The organism is Micromonospora citrea (assembly GCF_900090315.1).
Classification (GTDB): Bacteria; Actinomycetota; Actinomycetes; order Mycobacteriales; family Micromonosporaceae; genus Micromonospora; species Micromonospora citrea.
The window spans coordinates 1,632,517-1,652,365 of the sequence record NZ_FMHZ01000002.1; the positions used below are offsets into that span (position 1 = coordinate 1,632,517).

Annotated in this window: 9 protein-coding genes; 3 read left to right on the forward strand and 6 right to left on the reverse strand. The window is 70.9% G+C overall.

All coding sequences use genetic code 11. The features are described 5' to 3' along the window. Positions 1 to 87: 87 nt before the first annotated feature. Entirely contained in the window at positions 88 to 1,158 is a 1,071-nt protein-coding gene (locus GA0070606_RS07550) for an IS110 family RNA-guided transposase (protein ID WP_091096278.1), read from the forward strand. Between the two features lie 175 nt (positions 1,159 to 1,333). On the opposite strand, the gene GA0070606_RS07555 is transcribed toward GA0070606_RS07550, so the two are convergent. Continuing rightward, positions 1,334 to 1,972, reverse strand: coding sequence for a response regulator (locus tag GA0070606_RS07555; RefSeq protein WP_091096280.1), 639 nt, complete (start codon positions 1,970 to 1,972; stop codon positions 1,334 to 1,336). Between the two features lie 338 nt (positions 1,973 to 2,310). Between GA0070606_RS07555 and GA0070606_RS07560 the strand changes: the two genes are divergently transcribed. Beyond that, on the forward strand, positions 2,311 to 3,285 hold the full coding sequence (locus GA0070606_RS07560) for an Acg family FMN-binding oxidoreductase (RefSeq protein WP_091096282.1): 975 nt from the start codon (positions 2,311 to 2,313) through the stop codon (positions 3,283 to 3,285). A 75-nt stretch (positions 3,286 to 3,360) separates the two neighbouring features. Here GA0070606_RS07560 and GA0070606_RS07565 read toward each other — a convergent pair whose 3' ends face one another. From GA0070606_RS07565 to GA0070606_RS07580, 4 genes are all read right to left on the reverse strand, one after another. After that, entirely contained in the window at positions 3,361 to 4,185 is an 825-nt protein-coding gene (locus GA0070606_RS07565) for a hypothetical protein (protein ID WP_141721616.1), read from the reverse strand. 106 nt (positions 4,186 to 4,291) lie between these two features. Then, positions 4,292 to 10,789 (reverse strand): putative adhesin, encoded by a 6,498-nt coding sequence (locus GA0070606_RS07570; protein WP_091096286.1) that lies wholly within the window; start codon positions 10,787 to 10,789, stop codon positions 4,292 to 4,294. Positions 10,790 to 10,900: 111 nt separating this feature from the next. Then, positions 10,901 to 14,017, reverse strand: coding sequence for a LamG domain-containing protein (locus GA0070606_RS07575; RefSeq protein WP_245724600.1), 3,117 nt, complete (start codon positions 14,015 to 14,017; stop codon positions 10,901 to 10,903). A 695-nt stretch (positions 14,018 to 14,712) separates the two neighbouring features. Then, positions 14,713 to 17,835 (reverse strand): LamG domain-containing protein, encoded by a 3,123-nt coding sequence (locus tag GA0070606_RS07580; RefSeq protein ID WP_245724601.1) that lies wholly within the window; start codon positions 17,833 to 17,835, stop codon positions 14,713 to 14,715. 10 nt (positions 17,836 to 17,845) lie between these two features. Here GA0070606_RS07580 and GA0070606_RS33185 point away from each other — a divergent pair, with 10 nt between their 5' ends. Then, entirely contained in the window at positions 17,846 to 18,460 is a 615-nt protein-coding gene (locus GA0070606_RS33185) for a hypothetical protein (protein ID WP_245724602.1), read from the forward strand. A 146-nt stretch (positions 18,461 to 18,606) separates the two neighbouring features. On the opposite strand, the gene GA0070606_RS07585 is transcribed toward GA0070606_RS33185, so the two are convergent. After that, on the reverse strand, positions 18,607 to 19,617 hold the full coding sequence (locus GA0070606_RS07585) for an NAD-dependent epimerase/dehydratase family protein (RefSeq protein ID WP_091096290.1): 1,011 nt from the start codon (positions 19,615 to 19,617) through the stop codon (positions 18,607 to 18,609). Positions 19,618 to 19,849: the final 232 nt, after the last annotated feature.

Consider the following 19,849-nt stretch of genomic DNA (forward strand, 5'->3'; position numbering starts at 1 on the left):
GCCTGGCCAGAGGCCCCATCTCTGTCTTGTCCGCGTTGCCCGGCTGGTGCGTGCCGCCCTGCCCCAGTCACGAGCGACAGGACGACGATGCCTCCTATTACACCTGACCAAGCCGAGATCGAGGTCGCCGGTGGAGTCGACACGCATCAGGACACGCACACCGCGGCGGTGATCGACCTGGTCGGGCGAGTGCTGGGTACCCAGCAGTTCCCCACCACAGGGGCTGGGTACGCCGCTCTGCTGGCCTGGATGCGTGGGTTCGGCCGGGTGTGGCGGGTCGGGGTCGAGGGAACCGGCGCCTACGGGGTAGGACTCGCCCGCCGGCTACGTGGCGAAGGTGTCGAGGTGATCGAGGTCGATCGACCCCACCGTAAGACCCGCCGTTTCCAGGGCAAGTCCGACCCGATCGACGCCATCGCAGCGGCTAAGGCCGCCCTGGCCGGCGAGCGGACCGGCATCCCCAAGCAGCGCGACGGCCGCGTCGAAGCTCTGCGTAACCTACGGGTGGCCCGCCGCAGCGCGGTCGACCAGCGCGCCGACGCCCAGCGCCAGATCAAGGCCTTGATCGTCACCGCTCCCGACGAGCTGCGTGCCCGGCTGCGCGGCCTGACCGTCACGCGGCTGATCGCCACCTGCGCAAACCTGCGGCCCGATCGGACCGACGCCGCGACCCCGGCCACCGCTGTCAAGATCGCCCTACGTTCCCTGGCCCGCCGCCACCAGCAGCTGTCCACCGAGATCGCCGACCTGGACGAGCTGCTCGAACCGCTGGTGGCCGCCATCAACCCCAGCCTGGTCGCCGTCAACGGCGTCGGCGCCGATGTCGCCGGCCAACTGCTGGTCACCGCCGGCGAGAACCATGATCGGCTCACCTCCGAAGCCGGGTTCGCCATGCTCTGCGGCGCCGCCCCGATCCCCGCGTCCTCCGGCAAGACCACCCGACACCGACTCAACCGCAGCGGTGACCGACAGGCCAACGCCGCCCTCTACCGCGTCGTGCTCTGCCGCCTGCGCTGGGACCCCCGCACCCGCGCCTACGCCGAACGACGCACCAAGGAAGGCCTGTCCAAGAAAGAGATCATCCGATGCCTCAAACGCTACATCGCCCGCGAGCTCTACCAGCTCATCACAACAAATGATCTTCAACTCGCCGCTTGACATCCATAGGAGCATCCCTCGCCCCTCTTCCCCGCCCTCTCCCCGCCCCTTCCGGCCCGCGATCTTGCACTTGCTGCCCCGGCATACGGGGCAAGTGCCTCATTTCGGGGGCAGGAACTGCAAGGTCGACGCGGGAGGGAGCGGGTGCGGCGGCGGGGAGGTGGAGTGCGGTGGGTCAGTGGGTCTTGCCGAGGAGGCGGGTGGCGAGGACCGCCGCCTGGGTACGACGCTCCAGGCCGAGCTTGGCCAGCACACTGGAGACGTAGTTCTTCACCGTCTTCTCGGCCAGGAACATCTTGCCGGCGATCTCCCGGTTGGTGAGGCCCTCGGCCACGTACTCCAGGATCCGCCGCTCCTGCTCGGTGAGCGACTTCAGCTCGCGGGGCTGCTCGACGCCGCTGCGGATGCGCTCCAGCACGCGGGTGGTGATCGCCGGGTCGAGCAGCGACTGGCCGGCCGCCACCCGGCGCACCGCGTCGACCAGGTCGGTGCCGCGGATCTGCTTGAGCACGTAGCCGGCCGCGCCCGCCATGATCGCCGCGAAGAGCGCCTCGTCGTCCTCGTAGGAGGTGAGGATCAGGCCCTTGATCGACGAGTCCACGGCCCGCACGTCCCGGCACACGTCGATGCCGTTGCCGTCGGGCAGCCGCGCGTCGAGAATCGCCACGTCGGGCCGCAGGGCCGGGATGCGACGCGCCGCCTCCTGGGCCAGGCCGGACTCGCCGACCACCTCGATGTCACCGCTGCTCTGCAGCAGGTCGGCCAGGCCACGACGGACGACCTCGTGGTCGTCGAGCAGGAACACGCGGATCATCCCTAGTTTCTACCCCCTCCCCGCCGGACTCCGCACGGGCCGAAGGTCCCGAACCGCCACAACCCGGCCGCCGGGGCGGTCGTCGGGACGCCGGCGGGCCGGGCCGACCGCCTCCCCGCCGGGGGCCGGTAGAGCGTGACCTGGGACGGAGCCCGTGCCCCGGGACGGGCCGGTGGGCCGGGGCGCCGTTCGCCGGGCCGAAGGTCCCTGAGCTGGCACGGGGCCGGTCGGGCCCGGCGGGTCGGGACGTCCGGCCCTGCCCGCTCCCCGCCCCGCTGACGCACCGTGGAGATGTACCGGACGGGGGCGGCACGAACTGCCACGGAAGGAGCACAACCATGGACACCGGCTTCACCGTCGAGCAGCTGAGGGCCGCCGCGACCGACGCCGTACGGGCGCCGTCGCTGCACAACACCCAGCCGTGGCGGTTCCGGCTGCGCGACGGCGGCATCGAGGTGCTGGTCGACCCGGCCCGGCGCCTGCCGGCCACCGACCCCAACGGCTGGGGCGTCCGCATCGCCTGCGGGGCGGCGCTGTTCAACCTGCGGCTCTCCCTGGCCGCCGCCGGCACCCCGGCGAAGGTGCGGCTGCGCCCCTACCCGGCCGAGCCGGACGTGGTGGCCCGGCTGGTCCCGGACGTTCCGCGCCGCCCCACCCCCGCCGAGCAGGCCCTGCACGCGGCGATCCCCCGCCGGTTCAGCAACCGGGCGCCGTTCTGGCCGGACCCGGTGCCCGCCGACGCCCGCTGGCGGCTGGGCGAGGCCGCCCGCGCCGAGGGATGCTGGCTGGAACTGCTGATCGGGGTCAGCGCGGTGAACGCGTTCGCCGAGATCGCCCGCAGCGCCCACCGGGTCCTCGAACGCGACCCGGCGTACGTGGCCGAACGACAGGAATGGGTGCGCTCGGCACCCGCCCCCGACGGCGTGCCGGCCTCCTCCGGCGGCCCGCAGGGCGAACCGCAGGACCTGCTGCCCTCCCGGGGCTTCGGCGGGCTGAACCGGGCGCCGGGACGGGACTTCGAGCCGGAGCCGCTGGTCGCCGTACTCGGCTCGCCCGGCAACACCGCCGTCGACCAGGTCGCCGCCGGGCAGGCGTTGCAGCGGGTGCTGCTGGCGGCCACGGACTCGGGGCTGGCGGTGTCGATGCTGTCCCAGCCGATCGAGGTGCCCAGCGCCCGCGAGCAGTTGCGGCTGTCGCTGGGACGGTTCGGCACCCCGCAGATGGTGATGCGCATCGGGTACGGCCAGCCAGGCTGGCCGACCCCCCGCCGAGACGTGGACGAGGCGCTGGACATGCCGGTCGTGCGGTCGTGAGCAGCCCCCGCTCGTCCTCAGGGACGAGCGAGGGCTGCCCCCACGCCGCACTGGGTCGCGCGAAACGGCGGCAGCCTAGCGGGACAGGATCCGCTTGATCGCCGGGCCGAGTGCGACCACGCTGGACGTGTCGTCGGGCTGGTGCGTCGCCCAGACCACGCCCCCCATGACCTCCGAGGGGTCGGCGAGATCGGGTAGCACACGCTCCACCGTTGAGGAGCCCAGTTCCGTCAGCAGTCGACGGGCCAGATCCCCGTCACCGGCGATGGCTTCGGCGGGCCAGGTGGCGGTGCCGAGCCAGGCCAGCAACTGGCGCGCGACGGTCGCCGGGTCGGGCTCCGATTGGGTCAGCTTGGCGACCATCCGTGGTACGGACGATTGATCGACCTTGGCTGCCATGTCTCCGGACATCCCACGCAACTCGTCGCGGAGGGCTACCGGTACACGATGCCGCGCCAACGCCTCGTCATCGCCGGCGGGCCTGAATTGGACATCCCCCTCGTCCAACCCCAACGCGCTGATCATCTCGCTCAACAGGCTTCTCGATCCGCCCTGAACACCCAACTCGGCGAAGAGGAGTTCCAGATCGACCGGATCCGCGGTCACAAGATCGACGCCGAACCGCTCCCGCTCCCAGGAAATAGCGCCTGGATGCACGGACGCGGAACCGACGAGATCATTGCCAGTGTCGTACAGCGCCAACGTCACATCACCGGGGCACCTGCAGATGTCCCTGGTCACCTCACCCGAGGTGGTCAATTTCCACAGCTTCTCCAGGGCCGCAACGTCCGTGACCTCAGCGAGCACCTCACGTTCCGACAGAGGAGGACCGTCCTCCCCTTCTGACAGGATACGAGCAATGCGGACACGGCCCCTTGCATCGTCGAGCCACTGCCGCATTTGCTTACCTTTTTTCAATGAGTTCAAGGACGAACACCATCCTGGTCGTCGAAAGCGCTGAGCACAGCCCGGCCGGCACCGTAAAGGTGCCGGCCGAACTGTCGAGCTACCGCCTCACCACACTACATGCCGCCCAGTGACATGTGCCCATGCCAGGTTGGACCAGAGTGCTGAGCAGAGTGGGCTCGCTAACCCTCTTGGATCCCTCGCGAACCCTGAGACCACTCGCGGGCAGCAGAGTGAAGTTCGGCATGGATTCCCCAGAGCGATAGATTTTCACCGGCGCGGGGGAGGATCGTCCACTCTCGACCCTGAAGGCGTCCGTGTCCAGCAACTTCTTGGAGTAGGGCACGTAGACAGCGATCTCCGTGCCCTCCGGGACGGTGAAGTTGCCGTTCGCAGTGTCGTGCTTTCCGTGCCCGGCGAACACCACTTCACCGTCCGGACGCCCGCCTGGCATGATCGCTTTAGGCGGTGCCGGAGCAGCACGGGTACGCGCGGCATCCTCCGCCCGAGTGAGGATGTCGTCGGCCCACTTCCTGTTCTCCGCCCAGGTCATCAGGGCAGAACCCGCCCGACGGAGGGTGTCGACGATCGGATCGATCTTCTTAATCAGCTTGATGGCCTTGCCCCAGGGCACCATGTCGATGAGCGCCCAGGCACACGCCTTTAGATCACCTCCGATACAGCCCATGATGTCGTTGATGCCGAAGAACTCGAGCAGAAGTTGACCGCCCGCCTTGACGATGATGTCAATGGCGTTCTGCTTCTTGACTTCCTTGGCGCGTTTGATCTGTTCGTCGGTCGGGCCGCCGTTCTTTCCGCCCTTGCCGCCGCCGTTGCCGCCGCCGGCCTCGTGTGCCGCCCGGGCCGCAGCCCAGTCGTCGTCGCCGCACTTCCCGCCGCAACCGTCGTTGTCGGCCTTGACGTCGTGGTAATTGCCATACATGTCCTCGTAGTCGCCATTGCAGGCGTCATCGGAGCAGGACTTGAGGCCGGTCGGGTCGGCGAAGGTGACCGGGCTGTTGTTGCCGTAGGCGTAGGCGTTCCACTGCTGCGGGTCCTTCAGATCCTGGATCGGGTCCACCGAGATGAACCGTCCCAGGCCAGGGTCGTACTGCCTGGCCCCGATGTTGGTCAGACCCGTCGGGTCCTTGTCGCCGCCGACGAAGCCCTTGCTGTTCGTCCACTGCGGCTGGCCCCCGCGCGGGCCGCCGTACGGGGTCTGCCGGCGGACGCTGACCGCCTGGGTGCCGGCGTCGATCGCGGTCTGCTGGGTGCCCTGGTGGTCGGTGTAGAGCCAGGTCAGCCCGGTCGGGGTCCGGTTGCCTACCGTCTTGCCGGCGAAGCTGTAGTAGCGGGTGCCGGTGACGACCGAGGTGTTCTCGCGCCGGATCTCCTGGCCCGGCAGGTAGAGGGTGGTGCCGGTGGCGTCGCGGCGGATCAGCCGCACGCCGCTCGCGTCGTAGATGTTGGTCTCGACGGTCTGCCCACCCGCGCTCACCGAGGCGAGCTTGCCCTCGGAGTTCCAGTTCAGCGTCTGGGAGTTGGTTCCGCTGTCGCAGGCGTTGGCGGCGCTGCCCGTCGGCCGGCAGGTCATGTTGCCGGCGTCGTCGTACGCGTACTTCGTGGTGACCGCGGACTGCCCCGGCGCCTGGGTGACGACCTCGGTGACGGCGTGCGGGCGCACGACGTCCTTGCCGCTGTCGGGCGTCGTGTAGGAGCGGGTGGTGTCGCCGGCAGACGTGTGCACCTTCTCGCTGCTGCGGTTGCCGACGTCGTCGACGGTCCACTCGTGCCAGTACTCGGCCGGGCCGCCCAGGTTCGGCACGCTCGGGTCCGCGGCGCAGTCGATGCCGGACTTCGGCGTCCACGCGTTGGTCATCCGCCGCAGTTCGTCGTAGCGGAAGCACTGGGTGTCCGCCGCCCCGACCTCCGGGGTGTCCGCGATCGACAGGATGTTGCCGGCCGCGTCCCGGGTGAACCGGGTGTCCGCCACCGTGCCGGTCGCGGTCTCCGGCTTGATCTTCACCCGGTCAACCCGACGGGTGGTCAGGTCGTAGTACGTGGTGTCCTGGACGTACACCCCGCCGTCGACCTTGCGGGTGGTCAGCGTCGGCTCACCGTACTGGGTGTAGTCCTGGCCGATGACGTAGCGGCCGACGTTGATCAGGTTGGTGGCCAGCTCCGTCGGCAGGCCGGTGACGGCGTCGAACTTCGTCTCGACCTTCTCGGTGGTGAGGCTGCCGCCGGCCGGGTACGTGATGCTGGCCGGGCTGCCGTCGTACGGCGAGTAGCCGTAGGCGTAGATCCACGTGCCGGCCAGGTTGGCGCCCTCGTTGGCCGGGATGACGTAGTTCGCGCCGGTCGGCTGGTAGCGGGTGTTGAAGCCCCGCACCTGCCACTTGTAGGCGTTGGCGGAGCCCGCCGACTCGTACCGGATGCTCTGGGTGAGCTGACCGCGGACGACCTGGCCGCTGTAGAGCTTGTCGTACCTCCACTCGGCGAGCTTGTTCGCCGCCGCGATGCTGCCCTGGTAGAGGCCGATCCGGCGGCCCAACGAGTCGTACTCGTTGACGAGCACGTTGTCGTTGGCGTCGGTGGTCGACTCCACCTGGTCGTACACCGTGTAGGTGGTGGTGGTCGTGCCCTTGTCCGGGTCCTTCGCGGTGATCTGCCGGCCCTTGACGTCGTAGGTGTTGACCCACTCGTTGCCGCCGGTGTCCTTGACCAGCGTCAGCTGGCCCTTGCGGTTGTAGCTGTAGGTGGTGACGTGGTCGGGCTTGACCCCGGTCCGGTCGGGCCGCTGCCGCAGCTCAAGCGTCCGTCCCTCGATGTCCGTCTTCGTCGTGGTGATGGTGCCGCCGACCGGCGGGGTCACCACCGTGGTGTCGCCCAGGTAGCGGGTGGTGGTGCGCCACTTCTCGACGAGGTTGGTGACGCCGTCGGTGCCATAGAAGATCGCGTCGGTGGCCCGGGAGGCGTTGTCGTAGACCATCTTCGTCAGCGCCGGCACCGACCACTCCGGCTCCCACCAGAGCGCCCCGCTCGGCGCGCCCGGTTCGGCGTGCGCCTGGTAGGTCGTCACCGCCCGGCCGGTCGCGTCGTACAGCGTGTCGGTGACCACCCGGTCGCCGCCCACGCCGGCCTTCTGCGTCTGGCGCGGCCGCAGGAGGGCGTCCTTGATGTCGTACGACGTGAGGTAGCCGCCGCCGGCGTGGAGCACCCGGCTCTTCGTATACGGGTAGGCGTCCTTGTTCGGGGCGTAGTGGTAGGTGTATTCGACGGAAGGGCTCGTCGGATTCTCCGACTTCAACCAGCCGGCCTTCCAGCCCCGGGCCAGCCGGCCCATCGGGTCGTACTCCATGTCGGCGACCCGACCGTTGTAGTCCGTGGTCCGGATCGGCTGACCCCAGTAGGGCCGGGTCTCGATGGTGGTGGTCCAGTCGGTGGTGCTGCCGTTCGGGTCAGGCGTCTTCGTGACAACCTTCGTGACCGGTCCACCGGTGGCCGGCGTGTACTCCGTGGTCGCCGTTCGGCCGCGCACGTCGGTGGCGGTCTTCGGCCGCCCGTACGCGTCGAAGGTGGCCTGGCTGACGGTCTGCCAGACGGTGCCCCCGGCGGCCGACCAGTCACTGAGCTTGTCGACCCGGGTGACCGCGCCCGTGGTCGGCGCGGCGTCGATGCTGGTGGCGCCGTCGTAGAACTTCCGCTCGTCGGCGACGATGTCGTCCTGGGTCGCGGGCTCGGTCGCGCACGGCACCGCCTTGACGGTAAGCCGCTTGACCGTCTGCGTGATGTTCGCAGCGGTGTTTCGCGTGTACTGATACGTGGTGCACTTCTCGTCGCCCGTCTTGGCGACGTCGCCGTCGGCCTGAACGGTCTCGATGGTGCCGTACGTGTCGTGGAAGGTCGACACGTTGCGCGAGGTCCGCCACCCGGCGGCGCCGTCCACGCCAATGGCGACGGCGCTGTACGCGATCCGGGTGTTGGTCCAGCGGGCGGTGACCTCGTCGCCGTTGATGGTGCGGGTGGCGAGCGCCGGCGAGCGCCACGGCACGTTCACGGTCTTGCTGACCGGCTTGGTGTCGACGCCGTTGTAGACGACCTGTTCGCGCACCATGCCGGCGAACTGGTCCTCGTCGTACACCGTCTCGCTGCCCAGGGACGCCGCGACGGTGACGCTGCGGCTGCCGCCGGTCTTGGTGAGCCGGTCGCCGTGCATGCCGCGCAGGAAGGTGGTGCGGGTCAGGGTCTGCGCCGGGGCGTCGCCCTTGCGCACCTCGACCTGGGCGAAGCCGCGGAACTGGTTCCACGTCTTGCGCTTCGGCTTGACCAGCCCGTTGTCGTCGGCGTAGTGCCAGGCGGGGTCGCCGAGGAACCGGTAGTAGGTGTTCTGCACCGGCTGGCCCCGGTCGGAGCCGTTGGCGACGACCATCAGGTCGGACTCGGACACCTGCTTCACGACGTACTTGTGCCAGTACTCGGTGAGTTCCTTGCTGGAGTCGTACGGGTCGGGGCCGACCACCGGGTAGCAGAGCCGGGTGTTGGTCTCCGGCGCCGACGGCAGGCTGCTGGCGGTGCAGTCGGGCAGGCTGTAGGTGACCTGGATCTTGCCGCCGGTCTCGGTGACGATGTTGCCGATCCGCATCCGGTTGTTGCTGGTGTTGTTCTTGGTGAGCACCCGGTTCGGCATCGACACCGGCACGAAGGTCACCGCCGGCATGGTCTCGGTGCCGCCGACGAGGCCCTTGTACTGCACCGAGCTGAGCCACATGCCCGCGTGGTCGCTGCCGTCACCGACGGCCGGGTAGGTGTGGCCGAGCGTCCACGAGTCGACGGGCTGCCAGGCCGGGGTGGTCTTGGTGGTGTCCCACACCTGGGTGGTGACGGTGGACAGCCGCTTGGTGGTCCAGAACGTCGGACCGTAGTTCTCCTTGCAGTCCGCCGCGCCGGCCGTGCACTCCTGGTCCCACGGCACGTCCTTCCAGTGCGCCGCGTCCTTGACGTGGCAGTCCGCCGCGCAGCGGTCGACGCTGGTCAGCACGACCTGCGCGAGGGGGGTCACCGACCGGTCGGTGGCGCCACGGTCCCAGGTGCCGTAGTCGATCCGCTTGAGCACGCCGCCCCGGGTGTAGAGGGCCTTGTTGGTCGAGGTGGCGTTCTTGCCGTAGTAGTTGGTCTCCTTGTCGTACCAGTACGACAGGGTGTTGCCGCGCGGGTCGACGACGTAGTCGAGGTTCCACCGCCAGGTCTGGTTGCAGAACGACGAGGCGAACGACGAGACGTTGCACGGCTCGTCGGCGTGGTTGCCGGCGACGGGGACGGTCCAGGCGGAGTTCGTCGCGCTGCCCTGCCCCGGCAGGTTGTTGAGGCCGAAGAAGTACTGCACGCCGTCGGACGTGGTGACCTTCCAGTGCTCACCGTTGTCGTCGCCGTTGCCGGCGCCGGTCAGCTTCTCGATCTTCGAGCCGTCCTCGTTGCGGGTGTGCCACCCCTTGCCGGTCTCGAAGATGAGCTCGCCGCCGCGCCCGTTCAGCGACAGGGTGGCGTTGTCGGACCGCCAGCACTGGTCGCCGGTGCGGTTGGTGCTGTTGTTGCCGCCGGTCATGTCGTCGGCGCACGGCACGTAGCTGCGCTCGATGTAGCCGGACCAGAGGTCGAAGCCCTCACCGACCCAGGACGGCTGGCTGTTCGACGCGTCCGACTGGCCGTCGACCTTGTCCGAGGTGTAGGACAGGCCCAGGGTCGGCGCCGGGCCGCCGACGGCCGGCGGCATCCGCATCGGGTACGACCAGCTGAACCCGCCCGTCGACGTGCCCGCCGACCAGGTGGCGCTGGCCGACATCGGGGTGGCGGAGAAGTCGCCCTCGGGGCCGGAGGAGCCGGCCGCCAACGCCACGAGCGTGGCGGCGGATCCGGCGACCCGCGCGTCCGCCGGGACCGACACCTCGGCGGTGACGGAGCCGCCGTCGTTGCGGGACTTCAGCGGCGTGGCCGCGCATCCGGTCTTCTCCGGCGTGCGCAGCCCGCACTCCGGCACCTGCCACAGCCTGAGCCGGGACGACCAGTTGCCGCCGAAGGCGTGCCTGAAGCCGCGGTAGTCCACCGACACGGTGGCGGCGGCCGGCTTGGCCGCGTCGGCGCCGGGCGCGGTGGTCGCGCCCGCCCCGGCCGCCGGCCGGCCGGCGGCGCCGCCGACGCGCAGCAGCAGGCCGTCGCGCCAGCGCGCCGGCACCGCCGCCCGGTCCAGCACCTCCACCGACACCGCCGACGCACGGTCGCCCGCCGCGCCCGGGGCGCGGCCCACCGACACCGGCAGCGCGCCCGCCTTCACCGGCGCGACGGCGGCCCGCCGCTCGCCGGCCGGTGCGGCGGGCAGGGTCACGGACGCCTTGCCGGGCTTCGGCCACACCGGGGCGGCGAGCTTGGCGCTCTCGGCCTCCTTGACGGGGTACGCCCGCCCCTGCGCGGTGGAGCCGTGCTTGTCGAGCTTCTCGCGCTGGCCGGTGAGCTTCGCCGCGTCGGGTGCCGCCTGCGCGGGCACCGACAGGCCGGAGACGGCGAGCGCGCCGGTGAGCGCCGCCGCGACGACGGCACGCAACCGGTTGTATTGCTTTGCCTGCTTTCGTGGCGGTTCGAGGGGTTGTTTCGGGACGCGTTTCACTGTGCCTCCACAGGCGCGGTCGATGGGTCGGAACGGAGGTGGGAGGGGTCAGTCGACGGGCTCGACGGTCTCGGCCGACTCGGAGTTGAAGAGGATCTTGACGGCGGTGTCCGTGAGCGCGCCCTGGTACAGACCGAGGTCGTCGACGTCACCGCGCAACCGGTTGACCATGCCCGGGGTGCCCCCGGCCGCGGTCCACTGCGCGCCACCCACGGCCAGCGGTCCGGTGGCGTCGAACGCTCCGGTGAACGTGCCCGAGAAGGGAACGGTGGCTTCCAGGACACCGTTGACGTAGAGGCGGATCTGCCGCCGGGCGACGTCGTGGACCCCCACCAGATGGGTCCAGCGGGACAGGTCGTCCTCCACGTTGATGGCCTGCGACGTCATCAGCGCCTCCCTGCTGTTGCCGTCGACGTCGCTGTCCGCCCCGAAGACGGTGAACGACCACCGGTACGCCGTCACGCCGTTCTCCACCCGATCCCGCAGCCCCAGGTAGAAGGCGGACTGCTTCGCTCCCCGCTGGGACACGACCGTCTGGACGCCACCCAGCGCCGACGGGCGTACCCAGACCGCGACCGAGAAGGACTGGTCGGTGCGCAGGACCCGGCCGTTCTGCCAGACGGGGTTCTGCGGCTCGCCGAGGTTGTCCTGCGACAGGCCGTACTCGCGGGTGGTCAGGCCGTAGTAGGGGTCGGCGGTGTCCTCGGTGAAGTGCACCGCGTCGAGCAGCAGCCCGTCGTCGCGGTGCCCGGCCCCGACGTTGCTGCCCTGGGTGAGGGCCAGCCGGCGGCCGAACTGGCCGGCCTCCGGAGCGCTGCACAGCGTCGGGTCGAGGAACTCCTCGTAGCAGGGCTGGGCGCCGGAGAAGGTCCAGTCGCCGACCTTGACGGCGCTGAGCATCCCGGGCTCGTCGAAGCCGCCCGACTCCGGGTCGTCGGCGGACTGACCGACGAAGTCGTGGTCGACGAGGGTCCGGTCGTAGACCTGGACGTCGGCCAGGTTCCCCTTGAACCAGTTGCTCGCGGCGCCGGAACTCCAGCCTCGTCCCAGGACGAACCTGCCGCTCGCGCTCCACGGCGTGGCGGTACGGGCGGCCTCGGCGGCGAGGGTGCCGTTGACGTAGAGCCGGACCTTGCCCGCGGTCTGGTCGTAGACGCCCGCGACGTGCGTCCACCGGCCCACGTCCGCCGTGGTCAGCGGGGCGCTGCTGGAGGCGACCCGGCTCGCACTGGACTGGAGGTCGGTGTCCTTCATCAGGAACGACCAGCGCGGTGTCGCCGGCGAACCTTCGAGCCGCGTGCCGAGGTGGAACCCGGCGGCGCTCACGCCCTCCTGGGCGGCCACCACCATGTCGGTCGTCGTCGGCAGGGAGTTCAGCCGCACCCAGCCGGCGACGCTGAACGATTTGGTGGTGTCGACGACCCTGGTCGTGGTGGTCAGCGCCGAGGAGGTGCCGTTGAACGAGGCCGTCTCGCCCCGGATCAGCCTGAGGTCACCGGTCCAGGAGACGCTGCCGCCGGTGAAGGAGTTGTCGCCGGCCAGCATCGGCTGGCTGTCCGCCATCGGTCCCGGGTCGACGCCCGGATAGTTCTCCAGTCCCCAGCGGGCGACGGCGGGCGTCGGCCGGGCCGCGGTGAACTCGTGCGAGCCGTAGCCGACGTTGCCGGCGCCGTCGACGGCGGAGACGGAGATGGTGTTCTGGCCGTACTTCGGCACCATGAGCGACACGCTGGCCTGCTTGCCCGTGACGCGGAACCCCGTCGACGGGTCGATCCAGGTGCCGGTCGTGGCGGCGATCTCCGTGGTGGGCGGGTTCACCCAGCCGTACCGGAACTTCGTCACGGTGGTGTCGGTGGAGCGGACCGCGAAGGTGGCCACGGTGCCCGGCACCGGGGGCGCGGAGGTGAGCGTCGCGGTCACGGGCGGCACCTTCGTGTCGGCCACGAACTTGCACCAGTCGGACCAGACGCTGGTGCGGCTGTAGGGGGCGGGGTCGGTGGCCCTGGCGCGGAACGCGTACGTGACGGCCTCGGACACGGTCACCGCCGCCGTGGTGGAACGGCCGCCGGCGGGCACGGATGCTCCGGCGGGTGGCGTCCGGCGCGGCGTCGACGCGTCGATGACCCCGCTGGCGGGCACCTGCACCCACTCGTACGCCGTGGCCAGCGCCTGGGTGCTGTCGGCGTCGGGGAAGATCGCCGAGAACGTCGGCTTCAGGGTGCCGACGACCAGCGTGGTGTTGGCCGGGCAGGCCACGCCGGCCGCCTGGAGGCTGCTCGGCTTGCCGGGGATGTTGTCGTAGTCGACCACGAGCTTGGCGTTGTTGGGGAAGAACTTCTTCCACCTGTCGGTGGTGGACTCGCCCGAACCGTCGGTGGCGCTGCACGCGCAGAACGCGAACGTGATGTTCGTGGCGTTGCTGGTCGCGTGGGTCTGGATGACGCTGGTGACGGCCGAGCCGGTGAAGTTGACCGTCATGTCCGGCTGCGGGGAGTCCGAGCAGCCCGAGCCCTCGTTGGCGTGCGAGCTGGCCGAGGACTTCAGGCTGTTCAGCTTCGGCGACCAGCCGGTACGCGGCGTCGAGGCGATGCCCCCGGAGTGGTACATGTACGTCGGCGTGTTGCCGCAGGACCAGGAGTGGTCGAGCTTCATCTGCACGTACGCCGACTCGATGTGCTTGCCCCGCATCGCGGTGAGGGGGAAGTCGAAGAACGACCGGTAGAGCTTGCCGGAGTCCGGGTCCCTGCCGACGCGGGCGACGGTCGTGTCGGTGTTGTTGGAGTTGTTGTTGGTCGCGTACGCCCATCGGGACTTGCCGGTCGACCAGGCGGGGTCGATGTAGACGGGGTAGGCCGCGTCCGGTGCGAGCAGCTTCGCGTCCGGCCGCAACACCAGGTCGCCGCCGGCCACCTCGACACCCACCGGCGCGGTCTTCGCCGCGTCGCCCGGCGCCGCCGACGACGACCGCGACGGCAGCCCGCCGCCGGTCCGGGCGTCGGCGCGGTCCGCTGCGGCCGAACGGGCCGGGGCAGCAGGCGCGGTGTCGTTCGAGTCCCACATCACCGCGGGTTCGGCGGAGGCCAACACCTCACCGCCCGCCGTCGCGGTGAGCCGGCCATCCGCGCCCCGCACCACCCGGGCGTCGCCGCCCAGGTCGAACCGCAACTCCCGCAACCTCGGATCCGCCGCCGCCCGCGCATCCCTCACCACGAACACATGCGTGAACCCCGTCCGCGTCGCCCGCAACACCAGATCCGTCCCCGGCAACACCTCCGCATACGTCGCCGCATCACCACTGACCGACGGCCTCGGCAACCCACCCGGCCACGACAAACTCAGCGACTTCCCCCGCCGCACCAACGTCACCGCCGCACCCGCACCACCATCGGAAAACCACACATCCGCCACCGACGCCACCGGACGCCAACCACCCGACACCCGCCGCAACGACAGATCCACATCCACCCACGAACCATCCGACCGCTTCACCCGCTGCGGCACCACCGCCGACTCCACCGTGAAACCACCCGACGGATTCGCGAACACCTGCGACAACTCCGTCCGCGCCGACGCCACCTCCACCCGCCGACCCGACCGCACCGCCACCACAGCCGCCGACCCCGCATCCGGCGCCACCGACACATCCGACCCCACCACGGGCCTCGCGGGCTCCGCCCGCGCCACCGACGGCACCGTCACGACCGAGGCGGCGAGGGTGCCGACCACGAACGCGGCGAGCGCGGCGCCGGCCCCTGTGGTGCGCTTTGATGGTGTTTTGTGCAGCTTTTCAGGGACGCGTGTCACCGTGCCTCCAGGCGTGGTCAGAATCGGCGGAACTGCGGCGAGAGGGTCTGGGGCGCTCAGCCCACGGTCTCGGTGGCCTTGGTGGATTCCGCGGCGAAGATCTCCTTCACGGCGACGGCGTTCAGCGCACCCTGGCGCAGCCCGACGTCGTCGATGTCGCCGTGCCAGCGGTCGACCAGCAGAGGGCTGCCGCCGGGCGGGGTGTAGCGGGCCGCGCCGAGATAGAGCGGACCGGTGGCGTCGAAGGCGCCGGTGAAGGACCCGGTCCCGTACGGCACCGTCGACTCCAGGTTGCCGTTGACGTAGAGCCGGACCTCCCGGCGGGACTGGTCGTAGACTCCGACCAGGTGCGTCCAGGCCGACAGGTCGTCGTCGTTCATCACCCGGGACGTCATCATCGCGTCGACCACCCGGCCGTTGAGCCCGTCGACGTCGACGCCGAAGACGCTGAAGGACCAGCGGTGCTCCACCGTCCCGTTGACCGTCTTCTGCCGCTGCCCGAGATAGAAGGCGGACTGCTTCGTACCGATCTGCGCGACGGCCGTCTGCATGCCCAGCGACTTCGGCCGCACCCACGCGGTCACGGAGAAGGACTGGTCGGTACGCAGCACCCGCCCGTCCTGCCAGACCGGCTGCGCGCCGGTGCCGGTGTTGTCCTGCGAACGGCCGTACTCGACGGTGGCCTGGGTGGGATCGTCGACGGCCTCCGAGTCGAAGGAGAGGAACGCCTCACGGCCGTCGTCGCCCGTGGCGACGCCCTTGGTCAGGGCCAGCCGGCGGCCGAACTGCCCGGCCTCCGGCGCCTCGCAGAGGAACGGCTCCGTCGTCTCCTCGTAGCACGCCACGGCGCCGGCGAAGTCCCAGTCGCCCACCATGACGCTGCTGAGCATGCCCGGCTCGTCGAAGCCACCCGCCCCGGGATCCTCGGTGCGCTGGCCGGTGAAGTCGTGCTCGACCAGCGCCCGGTCGTACACCTGCACGTCGGCGATCGAACCCTTGAAGTGGTTGTTGGAGACGCCGGGGCCCGCGTGCCGACCGATCTGGAAGCCGTTCGTGGCGTTCCAGGCGCTGGTCCACGGCGCGGTGGCGACCGCGACGCCGTCGACGAAGAGGGTCAGCGTGCGGGCCGCCTCGTCGTAGGAGAAGGCGACGTGCTGCCAGCGCCCGACGTCGGCGCTGGTGATGGCGGTCGGCGCGGAGACACCGCCGTAGGTGGCGGCGTCGCAGTCGGTGCTGCGGGTGGTGACGTTCCACTTCGGCACCCCGGCGGTCAGGACGACGCCGAAGAAGAACCCGTACATGCAGGCGCCGCTCTGCGTGGCGACGGCCATGTTCTGCGTCGGCAGGCTGGACAGCCGCACCCAGGCGGCGACGCCGTACGACTTCGAGGTGTCCACCACCGGCCCGGCCGTCCGCAGGTGGGCCGTGGTGCCGTTGAGGGTGGCCGTGTGCCCACGGACGATCCGGGCGTCCTTGGCCCAGGTGACGTCGGTGGCGGTCAGGGGCGTGTCGCCGCGCAGCGCCGGCTGGCCGTCCGCCAGCGGTCCCGGCTCGACGCCCGGGTAGTCCTCCAGCCCCCAGCGGGCGACGGCGGGCGACGGCCGGGACGCGACGAACTCCGCGGAGCCGTCACCCACGTTCCCCGCGCCGTCGATGGCCTTGACGTGCAGGGTGTTCTGGCCGTACTTCGGCACCGACAGCGAGACCGACGCCTTCTTCACGCAGGTCGACGTGCCGGTCTCCGCGTCGTACGAGCAGGCGGTCGTCGCGGGGACCTCCCGGGTGCCGGGCGCGACCCAGCCGTACCGGAACTTCGTCACGGTGGTGTCGGTGGAGCTGAGACCGAAGGTCACGACCGTGCCGGGCAGCGGACTCGGATCACCGGCCAGGCCGACGCTCACCGGGGGCACCTTGGTGTCGATCCGGAACTCGCACCACGGCGACCAGGGGCTGGTGCGGCTGTAGGGGGCGGGATCGGTGGCCCGCGCGCGGAAGGCGTACGACCTGCCCTCGACCAGGCCGGTGAGCGGCGCCGTGACGGAGCGGCCGCCGGCCGGCACCGACGCTCCCACCGGCGCGGGCTTGCGCGGGGTGGAGTCGTTGTAGGTGCCGGTGCCGGGAATCTCCAGCCACTCGTACGCGGTCGTCAACGCCTGGGTGCTGTCGGCGTCCGGGAAGATCGCCGAGAGGGTGGGGTTCAGGGTGGCCACGCCGATGCGCTGGTCCGGCGTGCACGCCACGCCCTGCGCCTGGAGGTTCCTGGGCGCACCGGGGACCGAGTCGAAGTCGACGACCAGCTTGGCGCTGGCGGGCCAGAACTTCTTCCACCGGTCGGTGGTCGACTCGCCCGAGCCGTCGGTGCCGCTGCACGCGCAGAACGCCAGGGTGATGTTGGTCCAGTTGTTGGTGGCGTGGGTCTGGATGACGCTGGTGACGGCCGAGCCGGTGAAGTTGACCGTCATGTCCGGCTGCGGGGAGTCCGAGCAGCCGTAGCCCTCGTTGGCGTGCGAGCTGGCCGAAGACTTCAGGCTGTTCAGCTTCGGCGACCAGCCGGTACGCGGCGTCGAGGCGATGCCGGCCGAGTGGTACATGTACGTGGGCGTGCTGGTGCAGGACCAGGAGTGGTCGAGCTTCATCTGCACGTACGCCGACTCGATGTGCTTGCCCTTGAGGGCCGACAGCGGAAAGTCGAAGTAGGACCGGTAGAGCTTGCCGGAGTCGGGGTCCCTGCCGACGCGGGCGACGGTCGTGTCGGTGTTGTTGGTGTTGTTGTTGGTCGCGTACGCCCACCGGGACTTGCCGGTCGACCAGGCGGGGTCGATGTAGACGGGGTAGGCCGCGTCCGGTGCGAGCAGCTTCGCGTCCGGCCGCAGCACCAGGCGCCGGGCGGAGATCTCGGTGCCGACGGGCGCCGTCCTGGCCCGGTCACCCGGAGCGGACGACGAGGACGGCGTCACCGCGGCGTTCCCACCGGCCGCGCCGGCCCGGGCCCCCGGGGTCGACGCCGCGGCGGTGGCGGAGTCCCACATGACGGCGGGTTCGGCGGAGGCGATCTGCTCGCCGCCCGCCGTCGCGGTGAGCCGGCCGTTGGCGCCCCGCACCACCCGGGCGTCGCCGCCCAGGTCGAACCGCAACTCCCGCAACCTCGGATCCGCCGCCGCCCGCGCATCCTTCACCACGAACACATGCGTGAACCCCGTCCGCGTCGCCCGCAACACCAGATCCGTCCCCGGCAACACCTCCGCATACGTCGCCGCATCACCACTGACCGACGGCCTCGGCAACCCACCCGGCCACGACAAACTCAGCGACTTCCCCCGCCGCACCAACGTCACCGCCGCACCCGCACCACCATCGGAAAACCACACATCCGCCACCGACGCCACCGGACGCCAACCACCCGACACCCGCCGCAACGACAGATCCACATCCACCCACGAACCATCCGACCGCTTCACCCGCTGCGGCACCACCGCCGACTCCACCGTGAAACCACCCGACGGATTCGCGAACACCTGCGACAACTCCGTCCGCGCCGACGCCACCTCCACCCGCCGACCCGACCGCACCGCCACCACAGCCGCCGACCCCGCATCCGGCGCCACCGACACATCCGACCCCACCACGGGCCTCGCGGGCTCCGCCCGCGCCACCGACGGCACCGTCACGACCGACGCCGCCAGGGCCACGGACACCGCCGCCGCGAGCAGCCCGACACCTCTCGACCTGCGCCCAGGCAGCTGCCAGCGGCCAGCAGTCATCGCAATCCCCCGTGAAGATGAGAACCAGTCGGGCGAACTGTAGGGGCGCCTCCGACCCTTGTCCATATCGATCACGATGCGTGAGCCGAAAAGGGACACCGCCACCCAGCGGGCATCGGGAAAACACCCACCGTGAGCGCCCGCCGGCCCACCCGACGACAATCGTCCACTGTGGCCGAGCGACGTCGGTCAGTCCATCGTCGCGCCCGTCGCCGACAGCAGCGCCGCCTCCCGGTCCGGGGCCAGGCCGACGGGGGCGCGCTGCGGGCGGCCGGCCCGCGGCGGAACCGTGCCGACCCCCCGCAGCCAGGCCCAGGTGTCCGCGACCGTCTCGGCCACCGGGCGGCAGGTCAGCCCCGCCGCGTACGCCCGCTCGACGCCGCGTTCCTGCAACCAGCGGTATTCGTGCCCGGCCGGGATCCAGACCGGCAGGTCGTTCCACGGCACCACTCCGGCGGCCAGGATCGGCTCGGGATCGGTCCAGCGCAGCCGGGCGTCGGCGCCGGTGGCCGCGACGCAGGCGTCGAGCAGCTCACCCATGGTGGCGTGCCCGGTGCGGCTCACCACGTTGAACGTCCCGCCCAGCCCCTCCGCGCCCCGGTCCAGCATCCAGCCCGCCAGGTCCCGGACGTCGACGTACTGCACCGGCAGGTCGACCGGGCCCGGCGCCAGCACGTCTCCGCCCCGGGCGATGCGCCCCAGCCACCAGGGCAGCCGGCCGATGTCCTCCCCCGGCCCCAGGATCAGCCCCGCCCGGGCGATCAGCGCCCGGGCGCCGAACACCTCTCGCACGGCCCGCTCCCCGCCGGCCTTGTTGTGCGCGTAGTCGGCGTCGTCGGCGTCCGGCTCGCCGCCCACCACGGGGGCGTCCTCGCCCACGCCGGGCGCGACGGGCGGGGCGTAGACCGAGCCGCTGGAGACGTAGACGTACGCGCCGACCCGGCCGGCCAGCGCGCGGGCGGCGTCCCGTGCCGCCCGGGGGGCGCCGTCCCAGGTGTCGACCACCACGTCCCACTCGCCGCCCGCCAGGGCCGCGAGGCCGCCGGGCGCCGTCCGGTCACCCCGCAGCCGGTGTACGCCCTCCGGCGTCGCCCCGTGCAGGCCCCGGTTGAACACCGTCACCGACCAGCCCCGACGCACCCCCTCGGCCACCGTCGCGCCACCCACGAAGCCCGTCCCACCCAGCACCAGCAGTCTCATGCGTCCACTGTGCCGGCTCGGGGCGGCGATCCGGCCGGTGTTCACGGTGAGCGGATCTGCCCACGGCAGAACCGGCGACCGGCGAGCGGCCTCCTGCTGTCGGAGGAGGCGCCGGGAGCCACCGCGACCGGCCGTAGGCCGCTCGAACGCGATGGCGACAGCATCTACGATCACACGACCTTCCCCCTCGACGAGCGGACCTTCGCGGCGGCCTTCGACGAGGAAGATCTGG

Excerpts from the sequence above, each read along its gene's own strand:
- GA0070606_RS07550 (WP_091096278.1), top strand. The coding sequence starts at position 88 with ATGCCTCCTATTACACCTGACCAAGCCGAGATCGAGGTCGCCGGTGGA.
- GA0070606_RS07555 (WP_091096280.1), bottom strand. The coding sequence starts at position 1,972 with ATGATCCGCGTGTTCCTGCTCGACGACCACGAGGTCGTCCGTCGTGGC.
- GA0070606_RS07560 (WP_091096282.1), top strand. The coding sequence starts at position 2,311 with ATGGACACCGGCTTCACCGTCGAGCAGCTGAGGGCCGCCGCGACCGAC.
- GA0070606_RS07565 (WP_141721616.1), bottom strand. The coding sequence starts at position 4,185 with ATGCGGCAGTGGCTCGACGATGCAAGGGGCCGTGTCCGCATTGCTCGT.
- GA0070606_RS07585 (WP_091096290.1), bottom strand. The coding sequence starts at position 19,617 with ATGAGACTGCTGGTGCTGGGTGGGACGGGCTTCGTGGGTGGCGCGACG.